This window comes from Aminobacter anthyllidis, from assembly GCF_018555685.1.
GTDB classification, from domain to species: domain Bacteria; phylum Pseudomonadota; class Alphaproteobacteria; order Rhizobiales; family Rhizobiaceae; genus Aminobacter; species Aminobacter anthyllidis.
Window position 1 is genome coordinate 291922 of the sequence record NZ_JAFLWW010000004.1, and the last position, 16459, is coordinate 308380.

13 protein-coding genes are annotated in these 16459 nt (G+C 63.0%); 11 read left to right on the forward strand and 2 right to left on the reverse strand.

What is annotated here, in order from left to right; genetic code table 11:
• Nucleotides 1-7 precede the first annotated feature (7 nt).
• The gene (locus J1C56_RS15260; protein ID WP_214390920.1) at nt 8-2413 is read right to left on the reverse strand and encodes a PIG-L family deacetylase; all 2406 of its coding nucleotides are present in this window, start codon (nt 2411-2413) and stop codon (nt 8-10) included.
• 24 nt (nt 2414-2437) lie between these two features.
• A complete protein-coding gene (locus J1C56_RS15265; protein WP_420797396.1) occupies nt 2438-3652 on the reverse strand; it encodes an ROK family protein in 1215 nt (404 codons plus the stop codon).
• Between the two features lie 288 nt (nt 3653-3940).
• On the opposite strand from J1C56_RS15265, the gene J1C56_RS15270 reads away from it, so the two are divergent.
• The 11 genes from J1C56_RS15270 to J1C56_RS15320 all read left to right on the forward strand — a co-directional run bounded on the left by J1C56_RS15270 (nt 3941) and on the right by J1C56_RS15320 (nt 16454).
• Nucleotides 3941-5209, forward strand: coding sequence for an extracellular solute-binding protein (locus J1C56_RS15270; protein ID WP_214390922.1), 1269 nt, complete (start codon nt 3941-3943; stop codon nt 5207-5209).
• An 18-nt stretch (nt 5210-5227) separates the two neighbouring features.
• Nucleotides 5228-6166 carry a carbohydrate ABC transporter permease gene (locus tag J1C56_RS15275; protein ID WP_214391241.1) on the forward strand — a complete coding sequence of 313 codons (939 nt, stop codon included), beginning with the start codon at nt 5228-5230 and terminating at the stop codon, nt 6164-6166.
• Nucleotides 6163-7014 (forward strand): carbohydrate ABC transporter permease, encoded by an 852-nt coding sequence (locus J1C56_RS15280; RefSeq protein WP_214390923.1) that lies wholly within the window; start codon nt 6163-6165, stop codon nt 7012-7014. Before J1C56_RS15275 ends, J1C56_RS15280 begins: the two co-directional genes overlap by 4 nt.
• Nucleotides 7015-7017: 3 nt before the next feature.
• Nucleotides 7018-8532 (forward strand): argininosuccinate lyase, encoded by a 1515-nt coding sequence (argH, locus tag J1C56_RS15285; RefSeq protein WP_214390924.1) that lies wholly within the window; start codon nt 7018-7020, stop codon nt 8530-8532.
• Nucleotides 8532-9569 carry an ABC transporter ATP-binding protein gene (locus J1C56_RS15290; protein WP_214390925.1) on the forward strand — a complete coding sequence of 346 codons (1038 nt, stop codon included), beginning with the start codon at nt 8532-8534 and terminating at the stop codon, nt 9567-9569. Before argH ends, J1C56_RS15290 begins: the two co-directional genes overlap by 1 nt.
• Nucleotides 9566-10480 (forward strand): carbohydrate kinase family protein, encoded by a 915-nt coding sequence (locus J1C56_RS15295; protein ID WP_214390926.1) that lies wholly within the window; start codon nt 9566-9568, stop codon nt 10478-10480. The genes J1C56_RS15290 and J1C56_RS15295 overlap by 4 nt, the downstream gene beginning before the upstream one ends.
• A gap of 406 nt (nt 10481-10886) precedes the next feature.
• Entirely contained in the window at nt 10887-11930 is a 1044-nt protein-coding gene (locus J1C56_RS15300) for a LacI family DNA-binding transcriptional regulator (protein ID WP_214390927.1), read from the forward strand.
• Between the two features lie 6 nt (nt 11931-11936).
• Entirely contained in the window at nt 11937-12914 is a 978-nt protein-coding gene (locus J1C56_RS15305; protein WP_214390928.1) for an ABC transporter permease, read from the forward strand.
• Nucleotides 12914-13810, forward strand: a complete 897-nt coding sequence (locus tag J1C56_RS15310) for a carbohydrate ABC transporter permease (RefSeq protein WP_214390929.1) — start codon at nt 12914-12916, stop codon at nt 13808-13810. The genes J1C56_RS15305 and J1C56_RS15310 overlap by 1 nt, the downstream gene beginning before the upstream one ends.
• A gap of 48 nt (nt 13811-13858) precedes the next feature.
• On the forward strand, nt 13859-15283 hold the full coding sequence (locus tag J1C56_RS15315; protein WP_246591408.1) for an extracellular solute-binding protein: 1425 nt from the start codon (nt 13859-13861) through the stop codon (nt 15281-15283).
• A complete protein-coding gene (locus tag J1C56_RS15320) occupies nt 15270-16454 on the forward strand; it encodes an ADP-ribosylglycohydrolase family protein (RefSeq protein ID WP_214390930.1) in 1185 nt (394 codons plus the stop codon). The genes J1C56_RS15315 and J1C56_RS15320 overlap by 14 nt, the downstream gene beginning before the upstream one ends.
• Nucleotides 16455-16459 lie beyond the last annotated feature (5 nt).

The window sequence follows — 16459 nt, forward strand, 5'->3', positions numbered from 1 at the left end:
CGTGCTGTCAGGCTGGCTGGACAAGATTTGCCATCAGGCGGAATGCTCCCGGCACAAGCTTGTCCATCTGGTGATGCAGGACGAGGCTCGTGTGGGTATGACGGCCTTTGCCGATCGCAGCCGAGACCAGCGCGCCCATCAGTGGCTGCTCGTTGGCGTCGTGCATGGCCAGCAGAGGCTGATAGGCCTCGTCCCAGCGCGCGGCAAAATAGAGCCCGCGCTCCTTGTTCCAGCCGGACCAGTCCTGCGGGCCGATGATGTTCGGCCCTTTGAGCAGGACGTGGTCCGGCACCAGCACCGTAACCTCGGCGGTCGGATCCGTTACGCGCCAGCGTAAAGACGGCGAGCCAATCTCGAGTTTCCTCGGCGGCGTCGCTAGTGGATCCCAACCGTCGGTCGGGCGGTGGTAAAGGGTGACAAGGTGGCCGCCATTTTCGACGAAGCGGTGCAGCTTCTCGGTAGCGGCGGCCAAATCCTTGCGAATGCCGAAGGCAAAGATGCCGACGACGATGGTGGTGTATCGGCTGAGGTCGCCGGCCAGCGCCTTGGCGTCGAGTTCGGTGACGTCGAGCCCCATGCGCGACAGCCACAGGCCGACGCGGTCGGCACCTGCTCCGACATAACCGACAACAGCGCCTTGCGGCAGCTTGAGGTCAAGCGTGAGCACGCGCAGCGCTTCCGGCTGGCGGTGGGTAACGCGGCCGATATGCGGATAGGCAATCGGGGTCAGCCGCAATGCAGGCCTGCCGCCGACCAGCGGGGTGATTGTAGCAAGCCCGGCGACGCGTGCTTCGGGCGCGCGGATGACCTGGCCGCCTTCCGCATGGGCCAGCGACCAGCCGCCGTCCATGTTAAGCGAGACGGCCGCGTCCTTGCCGGCGACGACAGGTTTGATCGGCCATTCGCGCCTGGTGCCCTCAAGCGGTACGATCAGCGCTTCGGGCTCCATCACGACAGAGCTTGCCGGCAACACGGCAAATGGCTCCCCGAGGTCGAAGGTGGCGCGGGCGGTGTGATCGCCGAACTTGGCCGAGATGACGACATGGGCATCGCCATTGCCGCCGAGCGCGGACCATGACGGCGGATAGAGCTTGGTGAATGCAGCGTCGTCCGCGGCTGCTACCTTCAGGCTGCGCCGGCGTCCAGTGACGGTCTCCGCCTTGGCCGTGAGGGCATTGGGCAGGACCGCTTCGATCTCCACCGAGCGGCTCTCGCTGGCAGGGGACAGGTCGACAACGAGATCAGCCGTTTCCCCCGGCGAAACCGTCGACGGCGACAGCGTCGCACGGTCGAAGATGCCTGCGGCCTCGATCAAGGCGGCGTCGATCTCGCGTGCCTTGCGGTCGAGGCGATGGCGATGGAGTTCGAGGAAAGCGGGCGAGGCATTGTTGCGGGCAGCGTCGAGCTGGGTGGCCGCTTCGGCAAGCGTTGCAATGATCGCATCGGCGTGTGGGAAGGCTGCGATTGCCTTGTCGACGGCCAAACCAACGGCGTTCAGTGCCTGTGCAGCTTCAGAGGAGAGGTCTTGTGATGCGGCGAGATCGGCGAGCGTTGCCGGCAGGGCGTCGAGCACCGACGCCTCGGCCTTGGTGCCGTTGGCGGCCAGCAGCAGGTGCAGTGGCCAGCGTGATTTTGGTATGCTCGGCCAATGACCCATGCCTTGCGAGGCGTGATAGTAGCGCGACCATTCGCCGATGCGGTCATATTCCGCGCCTGTCGCCGGTTCGCGGCCGGGTGCGTCCACGACAACCGTGGCATCGGGCGGCGGAACTTCGTCGTCATAGGTATCGCCGCCACCGGACCATGCCGGCAGGTAGTATTTCGCCACCTGCCAAGGGCTCATGCCTTCCTTGAAATGCTCAGGGAACGCTTCCGGGTCTGCTGCAAGCTTGATCGCCTTTTCGGCGGCGCGGGTCATGGCGCGGTGATGGCCATGCTGGCCGGGAACGTCGAGGAAGGTCGGAATGACGATGTCAGGCCGTTCGCTGCGATAGGCGCGCACCAGCCGCTCGACAGTTCGCATTTCGCCCCAGCGGGTAAAGGTCTGGTCGCCGTCCTTGGAGAAGCCGAAATCATGCACTTCGTCGTCGGGACCATGGCCGAGCCAGACGACGTCGGCATCGAGCTCGCGCGCGGCCTCTTCCATCTCGCGCGTGCGCATCATGCCGAGCACACCCAGACGCTCAGGCCCGAGCGAGTTCTGGCCGCCTTCGCCGCGTGTCGAGCAGGCAACGATGACGCGCATGCCAAGGCCCAAACGGAACCAGGCAAGCAGGCCGCTCTGCTCGTCGTCAGGATGCGCGCCGGTGTTCATCATGGTGACGGTGGACTTGAGACGGCTGAGGGCACGGTGAAGCCTGAGCAGCGACGGGCTGGCCTTTTGTCGTTCAATACGTTCGCGAGCGCTCGGCATTCAGGTCTCCGGTATTTCAGTCTGCTATTCGGTATGCGAGGTGGCGGCTGTTCCGAGCTTGGGCGTGACCACCTCAAACAGCGGCAGTGCGGCGGCACCGAGTGCCGCTGTGTATTGCCCGGTCTGGCCGCGCATGACGCGGGGCAGGGCGCGGGTCCTCCGGCTGGCGACCGAGATCGGCAACGGTCCCATCCGTTCGATCAGCTCGTCGATGATCGCATCGGGCAACATGCCGCCAAGGATCACCGTCTCGGGATCAAGGATGTTTTCGATCATCGCGATCATTGGCGCGAGATAGGTCGCGGTCTCGTCCATCCACTCCAAAAGCACCGGATGGCGCTTGGCATGGAGGTCGGCGAAGTCGGCGAAATCGCAGTCGGGGATGCCGGCGTCGCAAAGCTTTTCGCGCAGCGCATGGACCGAGGCGTAGCGCTCAAGGCATCCGTGCTGGCCGCATGGGCAGGCCCGGCCGCGCGGGACGACGACGACATGGCCGATTTCGCCGGCATTGCCGAAGGCGCCGCGGAACGGCGCACCGTCCTGGATCATGCCAAGGCCGAGGCCGGCACCGAAATAGACCATGCAGAAACTGGAGATGGCGTGGCCAGCGCCGAAGAAGCGTTCGCCGACGGCCGCGGCATTGGCGTCGTTTTCCACCGTCACCGGCTCGCCGCACGCCTCGCTGAGCAGGCTCGCCGCATCGATATTGGCCCAGCCCGGCAGCGTCGTCGGGCCGACCGAGGTCATGCCCTCGATCTCGAACGGGCCGGGCATGACCACGCCGATCCCGAGCAGCCGTGACTTGAACGTCGACCTGACCGTGTCCAGCTCGGCGCGCAGATGGGCGATGACCTGGCTCGGGCTGGTGTCGCTGACCGGCATGATCCGCCTGGAGCGCGGCTGACCCGACAGGTCGAGCACTGTCGCCACCATGTGGTCGGAGGCCATCTCGATGCCCATCGTCATGGCGCCATCAGGGTTGACGGCGAACTGGATCGGCGGCTGGCCGCGACCGGAGCGTAGGCGCCCGGTCTCCATCAACAGGTTTTCGCTGACCAGCTCGTCGACGATGTTGGCGATGGCCTGCGCGGTCAGATGCGTTAGCCGGGCGATATGCATGCGCCCCAAGGCGCCGTTGCGGCGCACGACGTCGAGCACCACGCGACGGTTATGGTCGCGGCTGCGCTCGGGGTTGTTACCCAAAGTGACCTGATGTGTGCTGCCCGGCTGAAACGCCATTTCGCGCATCCTGACTTCAGTTGCAAAATTGATAACGCGGAAGGCCCGAACCCCGCAACAGATTAATTCAAGTAAATTATCTTATTGACAAAAGGCGTCCGGCAGGAAAGCGTATAGGCAGTGTGCGGGGAGGATCCGCAGCTTTGCTGGTGCATGTTTTTGTCGAGCGTGATCCGCTCGCGTCCGACGGCATCGGAGTCACGAGACGGCCCGGGCTTCGTCTGCATGCGAGGCTACGGTCCAAGGGGATAATCACCGCCCGAAGCCCGGATTTTCCGGCGGGCGCAGATGGAGGTTTACATGCGCAGAGCAACCCTATTTGCCGGACTGATTGCTGGTTTCAGCACGCTGGCACTCAACGCGGCCCAGGCCGTCGAGATCGAATATTGGCAATATGTCTTCGACTCGCGCGTCAAGGCGATGGACCAGCTGATCGAGAATTTCGAGAAGGCCAATCCAGACATCACCGTCAAGCAGACGACCTTCCCCTATGCCGACTACCAGACGCGCGTGATCGCCGCGAAGATGGGCGGGCAGGGCCCTGACGTGATGCAGCTGTTTTACGGCTGGCTCGACAAGTTCGTTGCCGGTGGCCTGCTGCAGCCACTGCCGACCGATGCGTTCCCGCACGACAAGATCGAAAGCGAATTCTTCCCGATCGTCAGCGCCATGAAGCGCGGCGAGGATTATTACGGCCTGCCGACTGCGGTGCGTTCGCTGGCACTGTTCTACAACAAGAAGCTGTTCACCGAAGCTGGTCTCGACCCGGCGAACCCGCCCAAGACGCTCGACGAGTTTGTCGCGGCCGCCGAGAAGGCGACCAAGCGCGATGCTGCCGGCAACCTGATCGTCGCTGGCTCGACCCTCGACATGGCCGGCCAGGACCACCAGTGGTGGCGTGAAGTGTTGGTCCGCCAGTTCGGCGGCCAGCCCTACACCGACGGCGACCGCAAGGTGGCCTACAACACGGAGGCCGGTGAAAAGGCCCTGAAGTTCTACACCGACCTGCAGACCGAAAAGAAGATCGGCCAGGCCGGCTTCATGGACGAAGGCCAGGCGGCATTCCGTGCCGGCATGGCGGCAATGACCATCGACGGCACCTTCCGCCTCGGCGCGTTCAAGTCGATCGAAGGCTTCGAATGGGGCGTGACCGAACTGCCGGCCAATGACGACGGCACCCGCTCGAACTATGCCAGCTACTTCGCCAACGGCATCTCGGCCACGACAAGCGGCGAAAAGCTCGAGGCCTCGAAGAAGTTCCTGGCCTACATCTCCTCGCCCGAGGCCATGGACGTCTGGCTGAAGACGGTTGGCGAACTGCCGGCACGTCGTACTGCTGCGATGACCGAGGCCAACCTTGCGGACCCGATCTACGGTCCGTTCCTCAAGGGTCTCGAATACGCCCGCACCACCATGTTCGTTGATGAGGCAGCCCAGCGCCAGACCACCATCGACATGGCCAACCGCGTGCTGCTCGAAGGCCAGTCGGTGAAGGATTCGCTCGCACAGGCCGCAGCGGCCGAGCAGGCGATCATCGACGCCGCAGCCCCCAAGTAAGGCGAAGGCTTGATGTCTGTGACAGCGGATCAACAGGGGGCGGCGGTGAGCCGCCCCGGCGGGACCTTCTGGGAACGCCGTTCCATGCGGACGAAGCGGCTGGTGTGGGTGTGGAGTTTCCTCGCTCTGCCGATCCTGTTCTATTCGGTGATCCGCTTTTACCCGACAATCGAAGCCTTCTGGCTTTCGCTGACCAACTGGGACCTTCTGAAGCCGCCGCAGTTCATCGGCCTTGCTAACTACGAAAAGCTGTTCGCCGACCCGCAGTTCTGGAAGGTGTTCAAGAACACCTTTGCCTATCTGCTCGTCGGCACGCCGATCAGCCTGTTGCTGTCCTTCGTCATTGCCTACCACCTCGACCGCGTGCGTTTCATGCACGGGCTGATCCGCGGTCTTTATTTCCTTCCCTACCTGACCACGGCTGCCGCCATGGCCTGGGTGTGGCGCTGGTTCTATCAGCCGGCACCGATCGGGGTAATCAACAATGCGCTCGGCACGATCGGGATTCCGCAGCAGCCCTTCATCCGCTCGGTCGACCAGGCTTTGCCGTCGATCATGCTGACGGCGATCTGGGCCGGCCTTGGCTTCCAGATCATCATCTTCATGGCCGGCTTGCGGTCGATCCCCAACACCTTCTATGAGGCGGCACGCATCGACGGCCTCGGCGAATGGGCGATCCTGCGCAAAATCACCCTGCCGCTGCTCAAGCCGACGACCGTGTTCCTCGTCGTATTCTCGTCGATCGGCTTCCTGCGCATCTTCGACCAGGTCTACAACATGACCACCAACGATCCGGGCGGCCCGCTCGGCTCGACCAAGCCGCTGGTGCTGATGATCTACCAGACGGCGTTTTCGTCCTACGCGATGGGATATGCAGCGGCACAGACGGTCGTGCTGTTCACCATCTTGCTGTTCGTGTCGCTGTTGCAGCTCTGGATCCTGAGGGAAAAGAAATGAGTGCCGTCACCCAAACGCCGGCGCTTTCCCACGCCAATCTTCGGCCCGGTCGCATCCTCACCTGGACGCTGCTGTTCATCGGCGGCCTGATCATGGTGACGCCGCTGGCCTTCATGTTCTCGACGTCGTTCAAGACGGCGGGCCAGGTCTATGACCTCAGGCTCATTCCGGCGGCACCGACACTCGCCAACTACATCGCTATCCTGGCCGACGGGCGCTTCATGCGCTGGTTCTTCAACTCGATGTTCGTGGCGGTGATGGTGACGCTGTCGAACGTCTTCTTCGACAGTCTCGTCGGGTACACCCTGGCCAAATTCGAGTTCCGCGGCCGCTATTTCATCTTCCTCGCGATTTTGTCGACGCTGATGATCCCGACCGAGATGCTTGTCATCCCGTGGTACCTGATGTCGAGCAAGCTCGGCTGGCTGGACAGCTACTGGGGCATCATGTTCCCCGGGATGATGACGGCCTTCGGCACCTTCTTGATGAAGCAGTTCTTCGAAGGCGTGCCCAACGACTTCCTCGAAGCTGCGCGCGTCGATGGCCTGAACGAGTTCCAGATCTTCTGGAAAGTGGCAATGCCGCTGGTGACGCCGGCCTTGTCTGCGCTCGCCATCTTCACCTTCCTCGGCAACTGGACGGCGTTCTTCTGGCCGCTGATCGTGACCACCAGCCGCGAACTCTACACTCTGCCGGTGGGGCTATCGAGCTTCGCGGTGGAACAGTCCATCCAGTGGGAAATGATCATGACCGGTGCGGCGATCGCCACGCTGCCGACCCTGATCGTCTTCATCATCCTGCAGCGCTACATCGTCCGCGGCGTCATGCTGGCAGGGCTCAAAGGATAAGACATGCCTGAACTGAACCCCAAGCTCGCCGACAGATCGGTCTTCCCCGATCCTGTCTACAAGGAAACGGTGCTGAAGCCGCTGTTTGACGGCGCTAAGACCCACCATGTCGACGGCTTCCGCGCCATCGACCGGGCGCATCTGGTGATGCTGACCGAGACGGGCATTCTCGACGCCAAGCAGGCGTCGGCGATCGCCGGGGCATTGGAAGCCATCGACCGGGAGGTCGATCCGTCCGCGCTCGTCTATACCGGCGAAGTCGAGGACTTCTTCTTCCTCATCGAAAAGGAACTGAAGGCCCGCCTCGGAGCCGACGTCGCCGGACGCCTGCATACTTCGCGCTCGCGCAATGACATCGACCACACGCTGTTCAAGCTCGGGCTCAAGCAGCGCATCGATGCGCTGATGGTCAAGGCGCGGCATCTGTTGGGCGCGATGATCGACGCTGCCGATCGCGAGAAGGCAACGCTGATCGTTGCCTACACGCATGGCCAGCCGGCCCAGCCCTCGACTTTCGGGCATTACCTGGCGGCTGCCATCGAAGTGCTGATCCGCGACATCGAGCGTTTCGAAGAGGCGCGGAAAATCGTCGACCTGTCGCCGATGGGTGCCGCCGCCATCACCACTTCGGGTTTTCCGATCGACCGCAAGCGCGTCGCCGATCTGCTCGGCTTTGCCGCGCCGTTGCGCAATTCCTATAGCTGCATCGCGGCGTCGGACTACATCACCTCGACCTATTCGGCTATCGAGCTGATGTTCCTGCATCTCGGCCGCATGATCCAGGACTTCCAGTTCTGGACGAGCTTCGAGGTCGGCCAGGTCTATGTGCCGAACGCCTTCGTGCAGATCTCGTCGATCATGCCGCAGAAGCGCAATCCGGTGCCGATCGAGCATATGCGCCTTTTGGCCAGCCAGACGATGGGCCGGGCCCGCACGGTCCTCGGCGTCATCCACAACACGCCGTTCACCGACATGAACGACAGCGAGGGCGAAACCCAGTCGATGGGTTATGAGGCGTTCACTGCGGCATCGCGCGTGCTCGACCTGCTCGCTGCCTTCATCAGTGCGATCCGCATTGATCCGGAGCGGGTGGCCGAAAACATCCGCCGCTCCTGCATCACCATCACCGAACTTGCCGACTCGCTTGTCCGCATCGAAGGCTTGTCCTTCCGCGAGGCGCACGAGATCGCGGCAACAGTTGCCAAGGCAGTGGTTGCGGCAGGTGGCGGGCTTGCCAAGGACGGCTACGGGCCGTTCCTCGATGCCTTCAGGCATTCGACCGGGCGCGAACCGAGTTTCGGCCGCGACAAGTTCGAAGAGATCGTCTCGCCGGAGCATTTCGTTGCCGTGCGTGACCGCTTCGGCGGCCCGGCACCGGCTGCGATGGCGGAGGCGATTGGCGTCTACAGGGACAAGGCTACGTCCTTTGCGGCGACAGCCAACAACCATGCCGAGCGCGAGGCGAAAGCCGCGAAAGAACTCGGTGAGAAATTCAAGGCACTGGTAGGGGCGCGCTGATGGCGACGATCGAACTTGAAAAGCTGGTCAAGCGCTACGGCAAGGTAGACGTCGTCCAGGGCATCGACCTTGAAATCGCAGACGGCGAATTCGTCGTCTTCGTCGGGCCTTCGGGCTGCGGCAAGTCGACGACCCTGCGCATGATTGCCGGCCTCGAAGACATCTCCGGCGGTACGCTCAAGATCGGCGGTGAGGTGGTCAACGAGCGCGATCCCAAGCAGCGCAACATCGCCATGGTGTTCCAGAACTACGCCATCTATCCACACCTGACCGTACGCCAGAACATCGGCTTCGGGCTGTACACCTCGAAGCTGTCAAAGGCTGAAAAGGACAAGCGCATCGAAGAAGCGGGCAAGATTCTTGGCCTGGAGAAGTATCTCGACCGTCGTCCGGCGGCCCTGTCGGGTGGTCAGCGCCAGCGCGTCGCCATCGGCCGCGCCATGGTGCGCAACCCCTCCGCCTTCCTGTTCGACGAGCCCTTGTCCAACCTCGATGCCCAGTTGCGCGCCCAGATGCGCATTGAGATCAAGCGCCTGCACCAGAAGCTCAAGACGACGACCGTCTACGTTACCCACGACCAGGTCGAAGCGATGACCATGGCCGACCGCATCGTGGTGATGAAGGATGGCCACATCCTGCAGGTGGGCACGCCGACCGATCTCTACGAAAATCCCGTCGATGTGTTCACCGCCCGCTTCATCGGCAGCCCGTCGATGAACCTGGTGCCGGGGCGCAAGAACGGCAAGGGCATCGAGCCCGCTGCCGGCGGCGACATCCTGATCGGCGTACGCCCGCATCAACTGACGGCGGCCATCGAAAAGGCCGAAGGCGGCCTGGAACTCACCGGCACGGTGACGGCGGTCGAACCGCTTGGACCAGAAACGCTGGTGCATCTCGATGTCGACGGCAATGCTGTGATTGCCACCGCGCCGAGCAAGTTCATTCCGGCGACGGGCAGCACACTGACCTGCCGCGCCGCACCCGGCAGCCTCTACCTCTTCGATGCCAAGACCGAGAAGAGCCTGGGCCGGCAATGACTTCGGGAAATGCCAAGCGTCCGGCAGTGCTCAGCATCGGGCGGATTTACTGCGACCTGATTTTCACCGGCCTGGCGTCGTTGCCGGAGCCGGGACGTGAGGTGTTTGCGCAGGACATGAAGATGGCTGCCGGCGGCGGCGCGTTCATCGCGGCTGCCCACATGGCCCATGCCGGCCGTCAGGTCGCTCTGGTCGCGCGCCTAGGCACCGACTCGCTGTCATCAGGGATCGAAGCCGAACTCGGCGCTAGCAATGTCGACCTGCGCTTCGTCGAGCATTCAGCGGGTGCGGGGCCGCAGGTCACGGTCGCCTCAGTGATCGGCAACGACCGCGCCTTCCTGTCGCGGCGTGCCGGAACTGCCCTGCCGTCAACGCTCGATGCCGCGCTCGACTGGAGCGATGCTGGCCATCTGCACATCGCCGAGTATGCCACGTTGCACGAGATCCCCGATCTGGTGACGCGTGCCAAGGCGAAGGGGTTCACCGTCTCGCTCGATCCGAGCTGGGACGAGACGCTGATCTACGAAGCCGAACTGCTTGATCGCTGCGCGGGCGTCGACCTCTTCCTGCCCAATATGGAAGAGGCCACCGCGATCACCCGCGAGAACGATCCGATCGCGGCGATCGAGATTCTGTCCAAGGACTTTCCGGTCGTCGCACTGAAAGCGGGCGGCGAAGGCGCATGGCTGAAGGCCAGCGGCCAGTTGCTGCACCGGCGGGCGGAAGCGGTTCCGGTCATTGACACGACGGGCGCGGGCGACGCCTTCAACGCCGGTTTTGTCGATGCCTGGCTGTCGGGACAGTCCGAGGAAGCCTGCCTTGCCGCCGGTATCACTTATGGCAGCCTCGCCGTCCAGGCGGCAGGAGGCTCGGCGATCCTGCGCCAGCCGCTGCGTCGCGCCGCGGGCTGACCGCTGCCGGCGTGTAAGGCCTATGTGACCTGCCAAGGCGTGTGCAGGGCTGACCCGTAGAATTTCCTCGCGCCTCGCCGTGGAACCCAACGGCGGGCAGATCGCGGTGGTTGGTGAAATGGAATTCGACGGCGTGACCGACGCTGTCCCAACCGCAATGCATTCAGATTCCTTGAAATTCTAAAGCAAGGTGGTTGAGGAGCTCGCACGTATTCCCGAAATCTGGGAAGGTCGCTCCCATATGCATTAGTCGCACCAAGGCGCCGTGTCACCTCAACGGGCCGGTGGCAGCGAGCGCGTAGCTGCGGACCTTGCAGGCCAGGCAGGCAAACATTTGTTCACCACCTTGCCGATCAATCGCTGTCGTGGTAACGTTCCCACAACATCGCTGAGGAGGAGCGTGCAGGTGCAGCGGAGGCGTCCGACGATCATTGATGTCGCGGAGAAGGCGGGTGTCTCGAAGAGCACCGCCGGCCGCGCGTTGTCCGGTGCCTCCAACGTGACCGACGAGGCGCGCGAACGGGTGCTGGAGGCTGCCAAGGCTGTCGGCTACGAGCGCAATGATCTCGCCGTTGGCATGCGCTCGGGACGTACAGGGCTGCTCGGTCTCGTCATTCCTGATATCACCAACCCGTTCTGGGCCGAGGTTGCCCGTGGCGCCCAGGACCGCGCCGCCGAAAACGGCGCGTCGCTTTTGGTCTTTTCCTCCGACTGGAACCACGATCGCGAAGCCAGCCATTTGCGCGCCCTGCGCCAGGCACGCGTTGATGGTGCGATCATCAATCCAGTGGCCGACAATTTTGACGACCTCGACCGCTTCGGCCTGCCTTTCGTCCTTATCGGCTCGAGTGCCGAGCGCTTCCCTTCGACCTCAAGCGTCGGCTCGGACATCGCGCAGGCCGTGCGGCTGGGCATGGATCACCTGGTTTCCAAGGGCCACCACGCGCCGGCGCTGATCCTCGGGCCCAAGTCGCGCATCGCCCGCGCCCGGTTCCTGCGCACCTTCCATGAGCATTGCGTCGAGCGCGACGTCGATCCGGCGGCGCTGCCAATGGAAGACGGCGAATACACCGTCGAGGGCGGGCGCACGGCGATGAAACGCCTGCTTAAACGCGACCGGGTTGGCCATTTCGCGGTATTCGCCGCCAACGACCTGATGGCGCTGGGGGCCATGGTCGCCGTGCGCGAAGCCGGATTGCGCTGCCCTGAAGATGTTTCGATCCTTGGTTTCGATGGCGTGCCGGCCGGTGCATTCTCCTGGCCAGGGCTGACAACAGTCGCCAAGCCGGGCCGCGAGATGGGCGTGCGTTCTCTCGATTGCCTGCTCGATGAAATTGCCGGCCGTTCGGAGCACGGCCGGGTGTTCCTGCCGTGCCGGCTGATCGAGCGTGGGTCGCTTGCCGACCTGTCGCTGAACCAGCCCAAACGCGCGGTCGGGGACGGGAGGTAACTGACGATGACGGACCATGATCAGACGCTGAATGCGCCGCGAATTGGGAACGTTCCCAAATCGGCGGTTCGCGGCAAGCCGAAACGGGCGACGGCGTTCGCCAATGGCTGGCGCCGCTGGTGGCCGTTCTACGTCATGATGGCGCCGGGCCTGGCGTTCTTCCTGGTGCTGCATTACCTCCCGATCTGGGAAGCGCGCATCGCCTTTGAGCAGGTCAGGATCGTTCCGCCCAACATCTGGGTCGGGCTCAAGCATTTCTACGTGTTGTTTGCATCGCCGGTGTTCTGGCAGGTGCTGGCCAACACGCTGATCATCTCGGCGATGAAGATGGCCTTCTTCCTGCCGGTGCCGATCCTGGTGGCGCTGTTGATCAACGAGGTGCGCGGCGGACGCCTGCGCAAGTTCATCCAGTCGGCGATCTATCTGCCGCATTTCCTGTCCTGGGTGGTCATTGCAGGCGTCTTCATCGCTGCACTGTCGCCCACCGACGGCGCGGTCAACAATCTGATGGGCATGGCCGGCATCGCGCCGCGCTCGTTCATGACCGACACCGGCGCCATCCGCTGGGTGCTGGTATTCACCGAGATCTGGCGCTCGGCCGGCTGGGACAGCCTGCTCTATCTCGCCGCGATCATCGCCATCGACCAGCAGCTTTATGACGCCGCCGAGATCGACGGTGCCAACCGCTGGCAGAAGATCTGGCACGTCACGCTGCCCGGCATCGTGCCGACGATCGCCACGCTGTTTATCCTCAACGCCGGCATGTTCCTCAACGCCGACCTCAACCAGGTCATCAACTTCTCCAACGACGTGGTCCGTTCCAAGATCGATATCGTCGACACCTATGTCTACCGCATCGGCCTGCAGACCGGCGAATACTCGCTGGCGACCGCGGCTGGCCTGTTCAAGGCGGTGCTTGGCACGATGATGATCGTCACCGCCCATTTCGTGTCCAAGCGCTTGACCGGCAAGGGAGTCTGGTGATGGCTTTGTCGCGCAAGACCCCGCTCGAACGCATCGAATACGCCATTATCGTTTCGACGCTTCTGCTGCTCGTCGTCGTTACGGTGCAGCCGATCCTCAACCTCCTGGCGGTGTCGCTGTCCGAGCCGGGCAGGGTACCGGGCATGAGCGGACTGACCATCCTGCCGAGGGGCTTCTCGCTCGAGGTTTGGACCGTCCTGCTGCAACATCCCAATGTGCAGCGCGGCATCTTCAACTCGATCCTGATCACCTTTGTCAGCACGCTGATCGGCGTAATCGGTACCGCGCTGATGGCCTGGGGCCTGTCGCGGCCCGGCCTGCCGGGGCGCAAGGCGCTGTTCATCCTGGTGCTCGTCACAATCGTTTTCGAGCCCGGCATCATCCCCGAATATTTCGTCAACAAGCGGCTCGGGTTGCTCGACAGCTACTGGTCGGTGATCCTCTACAAGGCGGTCAACGCCTGGTACCTGATTATCCTGATCCGCTTCTTCGAGGAAATTCCCAAGGAGCTGCTCGAGGCTTCCGAGCTCGACGGCGCCAACCCATTCCAGGTGTTCTGGTATGTGGTGCTGCCGCTGGCCAAGCCCGCGCTGGCAACGATCTCGCTGTTTTACCTCGTCTTCCATTGGAACGAGTTCTTCCACGCGATGATCTACCTCAACGACCAGAGCAAATGGCCGCTGCAGGTGGTGCTGCGCCAGTTCGTCATCGACGGCGACAAGCTTGCCATCGTCGGCATCGACAACGCCAACAACAATACCGGCGCCAGTCAGATCGATCTCAGGTCGCTCAAGGCCGGCATGATCCTTCTGACCATCGTGCCGATCCTGGCGATCTACCCGCTGATCCTGAAATTCTTCACCAAAGGCACCATGAGCGGCGCGCTCAAGGGCTGATGGCGAAGAGTGCCTAACCAAAAAGCCTATCCAAACGGAGGAGATGAAATGTTGAGACGAGTGTTCCTGATGACATCGACGGCCTTGGCGCTGAGCCTTGCCGTGGCTGTCCCCGCCATGGCCGAGCCGGTCAAGATCCGTATCGTGTCGAAGGATTTCGGGCCGACCAATCCCGACGACGTCAAGCACGTCAAGCGCATCGAAGACGCGCTGCGCGCCCAGGGCACCGATCTCGACATCGAACTCGTCGACCTGCCTTCGTCGGGTTATGCCGACAAGCTGTCGGTGATGCTGCTGTCGGGCGACATTCCGGACCTGATCTACTTCCAGGGCGGCGACGCCAAGATGGTCGAGCAGGGCGTGCTGGAGGATCTCACGCCCATGATCGCCGAGTCCAAGCACGTCAAGGACGCGCTCTGGCCGCATAATGTCGAGCGCCTGAAGAACTATCCTTATCTGCTCTACGTCTATCCGGTGCGCGGGCCGCAGCCAGTGATCCGCAAGGACTGGCTCGAAAAGACCGGCCTGAAGGCGCCTGAAACCGTCGAAGACTATGTGACGCTGTTCAAGGCAATCAAGGATGGCGACCTCGACGGCAACGGGAAGGCCGACACCTATGGCGTGACCACGGCCGACAACACCAACGAGCTGGATTCGATCTTCAACCAGGCATTCGGCATCACCGGTTCGTGGATGAAGAATGCGGCCGGTGAATGGGTGCATGCGCGCATCACTAGCCAGGAGAAGGACAAGATCGCCTTCTACGCCTCGCTGCGCGAGCAGGGGCTCTACGATCCCGAATACATCACCACCAAGTTCGACGTGAAGGAAGACAAGTTCTACACCGGCAAAGCCGGCGTGATCTTCGGCTCGTCGGGCGAAGTCATCGACATCTATGGCGGCAAGATGCGCCAGGTCCATCCGGGCACCGAGCTGGTGCTGCTGTCGCCGCCCAAGGGCCCGGCCGGCCAGGGCCTGTCGGCAGTCGACGTGTCCAAGGAATCGCGTGGCTTTGCGATCTCGACGACGTCCAAGCACGAGGCCGAGGTGATGAAGCTGCTCGACTTCATGGCAAGCCCCGAAGGCCAGATGATGGATCGCCTGGGCTTCGAAGGGCAGGAATTTACCAAGGAGGGCGACAGCTACAAGGTCACCGACAAGATCTCGACCTGGTATGCCCGCTTCATGGTGGCGGCGAACTGGCAGCCGCCTGTTGTCTGGCAGTCGCAAGCCGCGCAGCAGTCGCTTTCAACGATCCAGAAATACTTCAAGCCCGACAACTCCTTCGTCTGGCCCGGCGACTATGCCGCCGACCTTGACGCCACCGAAAACGTCTATCGCGCCTGGGTCTACAAGTTCATCTCCGGCGAAGCCAAGATGGACCAGTGGGACCAGTATGTCGCCGAATGGGAAGCCGCCGGCGGCAAGCGTCTCAACGAACATGCAAGGACCGTTCTTGATGCTGCCAAGTGATGCACAAGGGCTCTCGCTGAAAGGCAGGGTCCGCGCGCTCATCCATGGCGTCGCCCTAGGCGACGCCATCGGAGCGCCGATCGAAAAGCTATCCGCCGCCGAGATCGCTGCCCGTTACGGGCGGGTGACATCGCTCGAAACGCAGTGGCACAAGATGTCGCTCGACGCGACGGCGCGCAACGGCCGTGTACGCGGCAGCGGTATCGTCACCGACGACACCATGATGACGCTGTGCCTGATGGATATCTATGCCGAGACCGGCAGGCATCTCGACGCCTGGGACATGGCCGACGGCATGGTGCGCCAGATCGCCTGGATCCCGCGTTATGTGCCCGAACTGCAGCGCGAAGCTATGCTGATCGAGCGGCTGTTTTATCCCGAGAAGTGGATCTTCCAGCGTCACCAGCTGGCGTCCTGCGACCCGCGCCAGGGCGGCATCGGCAACATGGTCAATTGTGGTGCGGCGATGTATGTGGCGCCGATCGGCGTGGTCAATGCCTGCGATCCCAAGGCCGCCTATGACGAGGCGATCGCCTTCGCCTCGGGCCATCAGGAAAGCTACGGCCTGGAGGCCGCCGGCGTGTTCGCGGCGGCCGTGGCCGCGGCCTTCATTCCGGGCACGTCGATCGACACCGTGATCGACACGGTGCTGACCCTTGCCAAGGACGGCACCAAGAATGCCATCGCCGACATAGTCGCTGCTGCAAGGACGCTGAAGGCATCCAAGGCCGACTACGCCACTGTCGTTGCCGAATTCCACAAGACCATGGCGCCCTATTCGCCGATGGGCGACGACGTCAACCACACATCAGGCAAGGTCGGGCGCCTGACCAACGCCTACCAGCCGAGCCGCCTCGGCGCGATCGAGGAGCTGCCGCTGGCGCTGGGCTTTTGCCTGCTCAACGATGGTGATTTCCGCAAGTCGATCGAAGACGGCGTCAATTCGGGCCGTGACACCGACTCCATCGGCGTCATGGCCGGCGCGATCCTCGGCGCCATGCATGGCGAAAGCGTCGTCTCCGAAACCGATCGCAAGCTGCTCGACACCACCAACCGGCTCGACCTCAATGCCTCGGCCGACGCCTTCACCGAAACGGTGAAAGCAATCCTCGCTGCTGACCAGGCCGCCGCCGACACGCGCACTACCCGCCGCGCCGCCCTTACGCTCTAGACGAC

Excerpts from the sequence above, each read along its gene's own strand:
- argH (WP_214390924.1), top strand. The coding sequence starts at position 7,018 with ATGCCTGAACTGAACCCCAAGCTCGCCGACAGATCGGTCTTCCCCGAT.
- J1C56_RS15305 (WP_214390928.1), top strand. The coding sequence starts at position 11,937 with ATGACGGACCATGATCAGACGCTGAATGCGCCGCGAATTGGGAACGTT.
- J1C56_RS15295 (WP_214390926.1), top strand. The coding sequence starts at position 9,566 with ATGACTTCGGGAAATGCCAAGCGTCCGGCAGTGCTCAGCATCGGGCGG.
- J1C56_RS15260 (WP_214390920.1), bottom strand. The coding sequence starts at position 2,413 with ATGCCGAGCGCTCGCGAACGTATTGAACGACAAAAGGCCAGCCCGTCG.
- J1C56_RS15320 (WP_214390930.1), top strand. The coding sequence starts at position 15,270 with ATGCTGCCAAGTGATGCACAAGGGCTCTCGCTGAAAGGCAGGGTCCGC.
- J1C56_RS15265 (WP_420797396.1), bottom strand. The coding sequence starts at position 3,652 with ATGGCGTTTCAGCCGGGCAGCACACATCAGGTCACTTTGGGTAACAAC.
- J1C56_RS15315 (WP_246591408.1), top strand. The coding sequence starts at position 13,859 with ATGTTGAGACGAGTGTTCCTGATGACATCGACGGCCTTGGCGCTGAGC.
- J1C56_RS15290 (WP_214390925.1), top strand. The coding sequence starts at position 8,532 with ATGGCGACGATCGAACTTGAAAAGCTGGTCAAGCGCTACGGCAAGGTA.
- J1C56_RS15270 (WP_214390922.1), top strand. The coding sequence starts at position 3,941 with ATGGAGGTTTACATGCGCAGAGCAACCCTATTTGCCGGACTGATTGCT.
- J1C56_RS15310 (WP_214390929.1), top strand. The coding sequence starts at position 12,914 with ATGGCTTTGTCGCGCAAGACCCCGCTCGAACGCATCGAATACGCCATT.
- J1C56_RS15280 (WP_214390923.1), top strand. The coding sequence starts at position 6,163 with ATGAGTGCCGTCACCCAAACGCCGGCGCTTTCCCACGCCAATCTTCGG.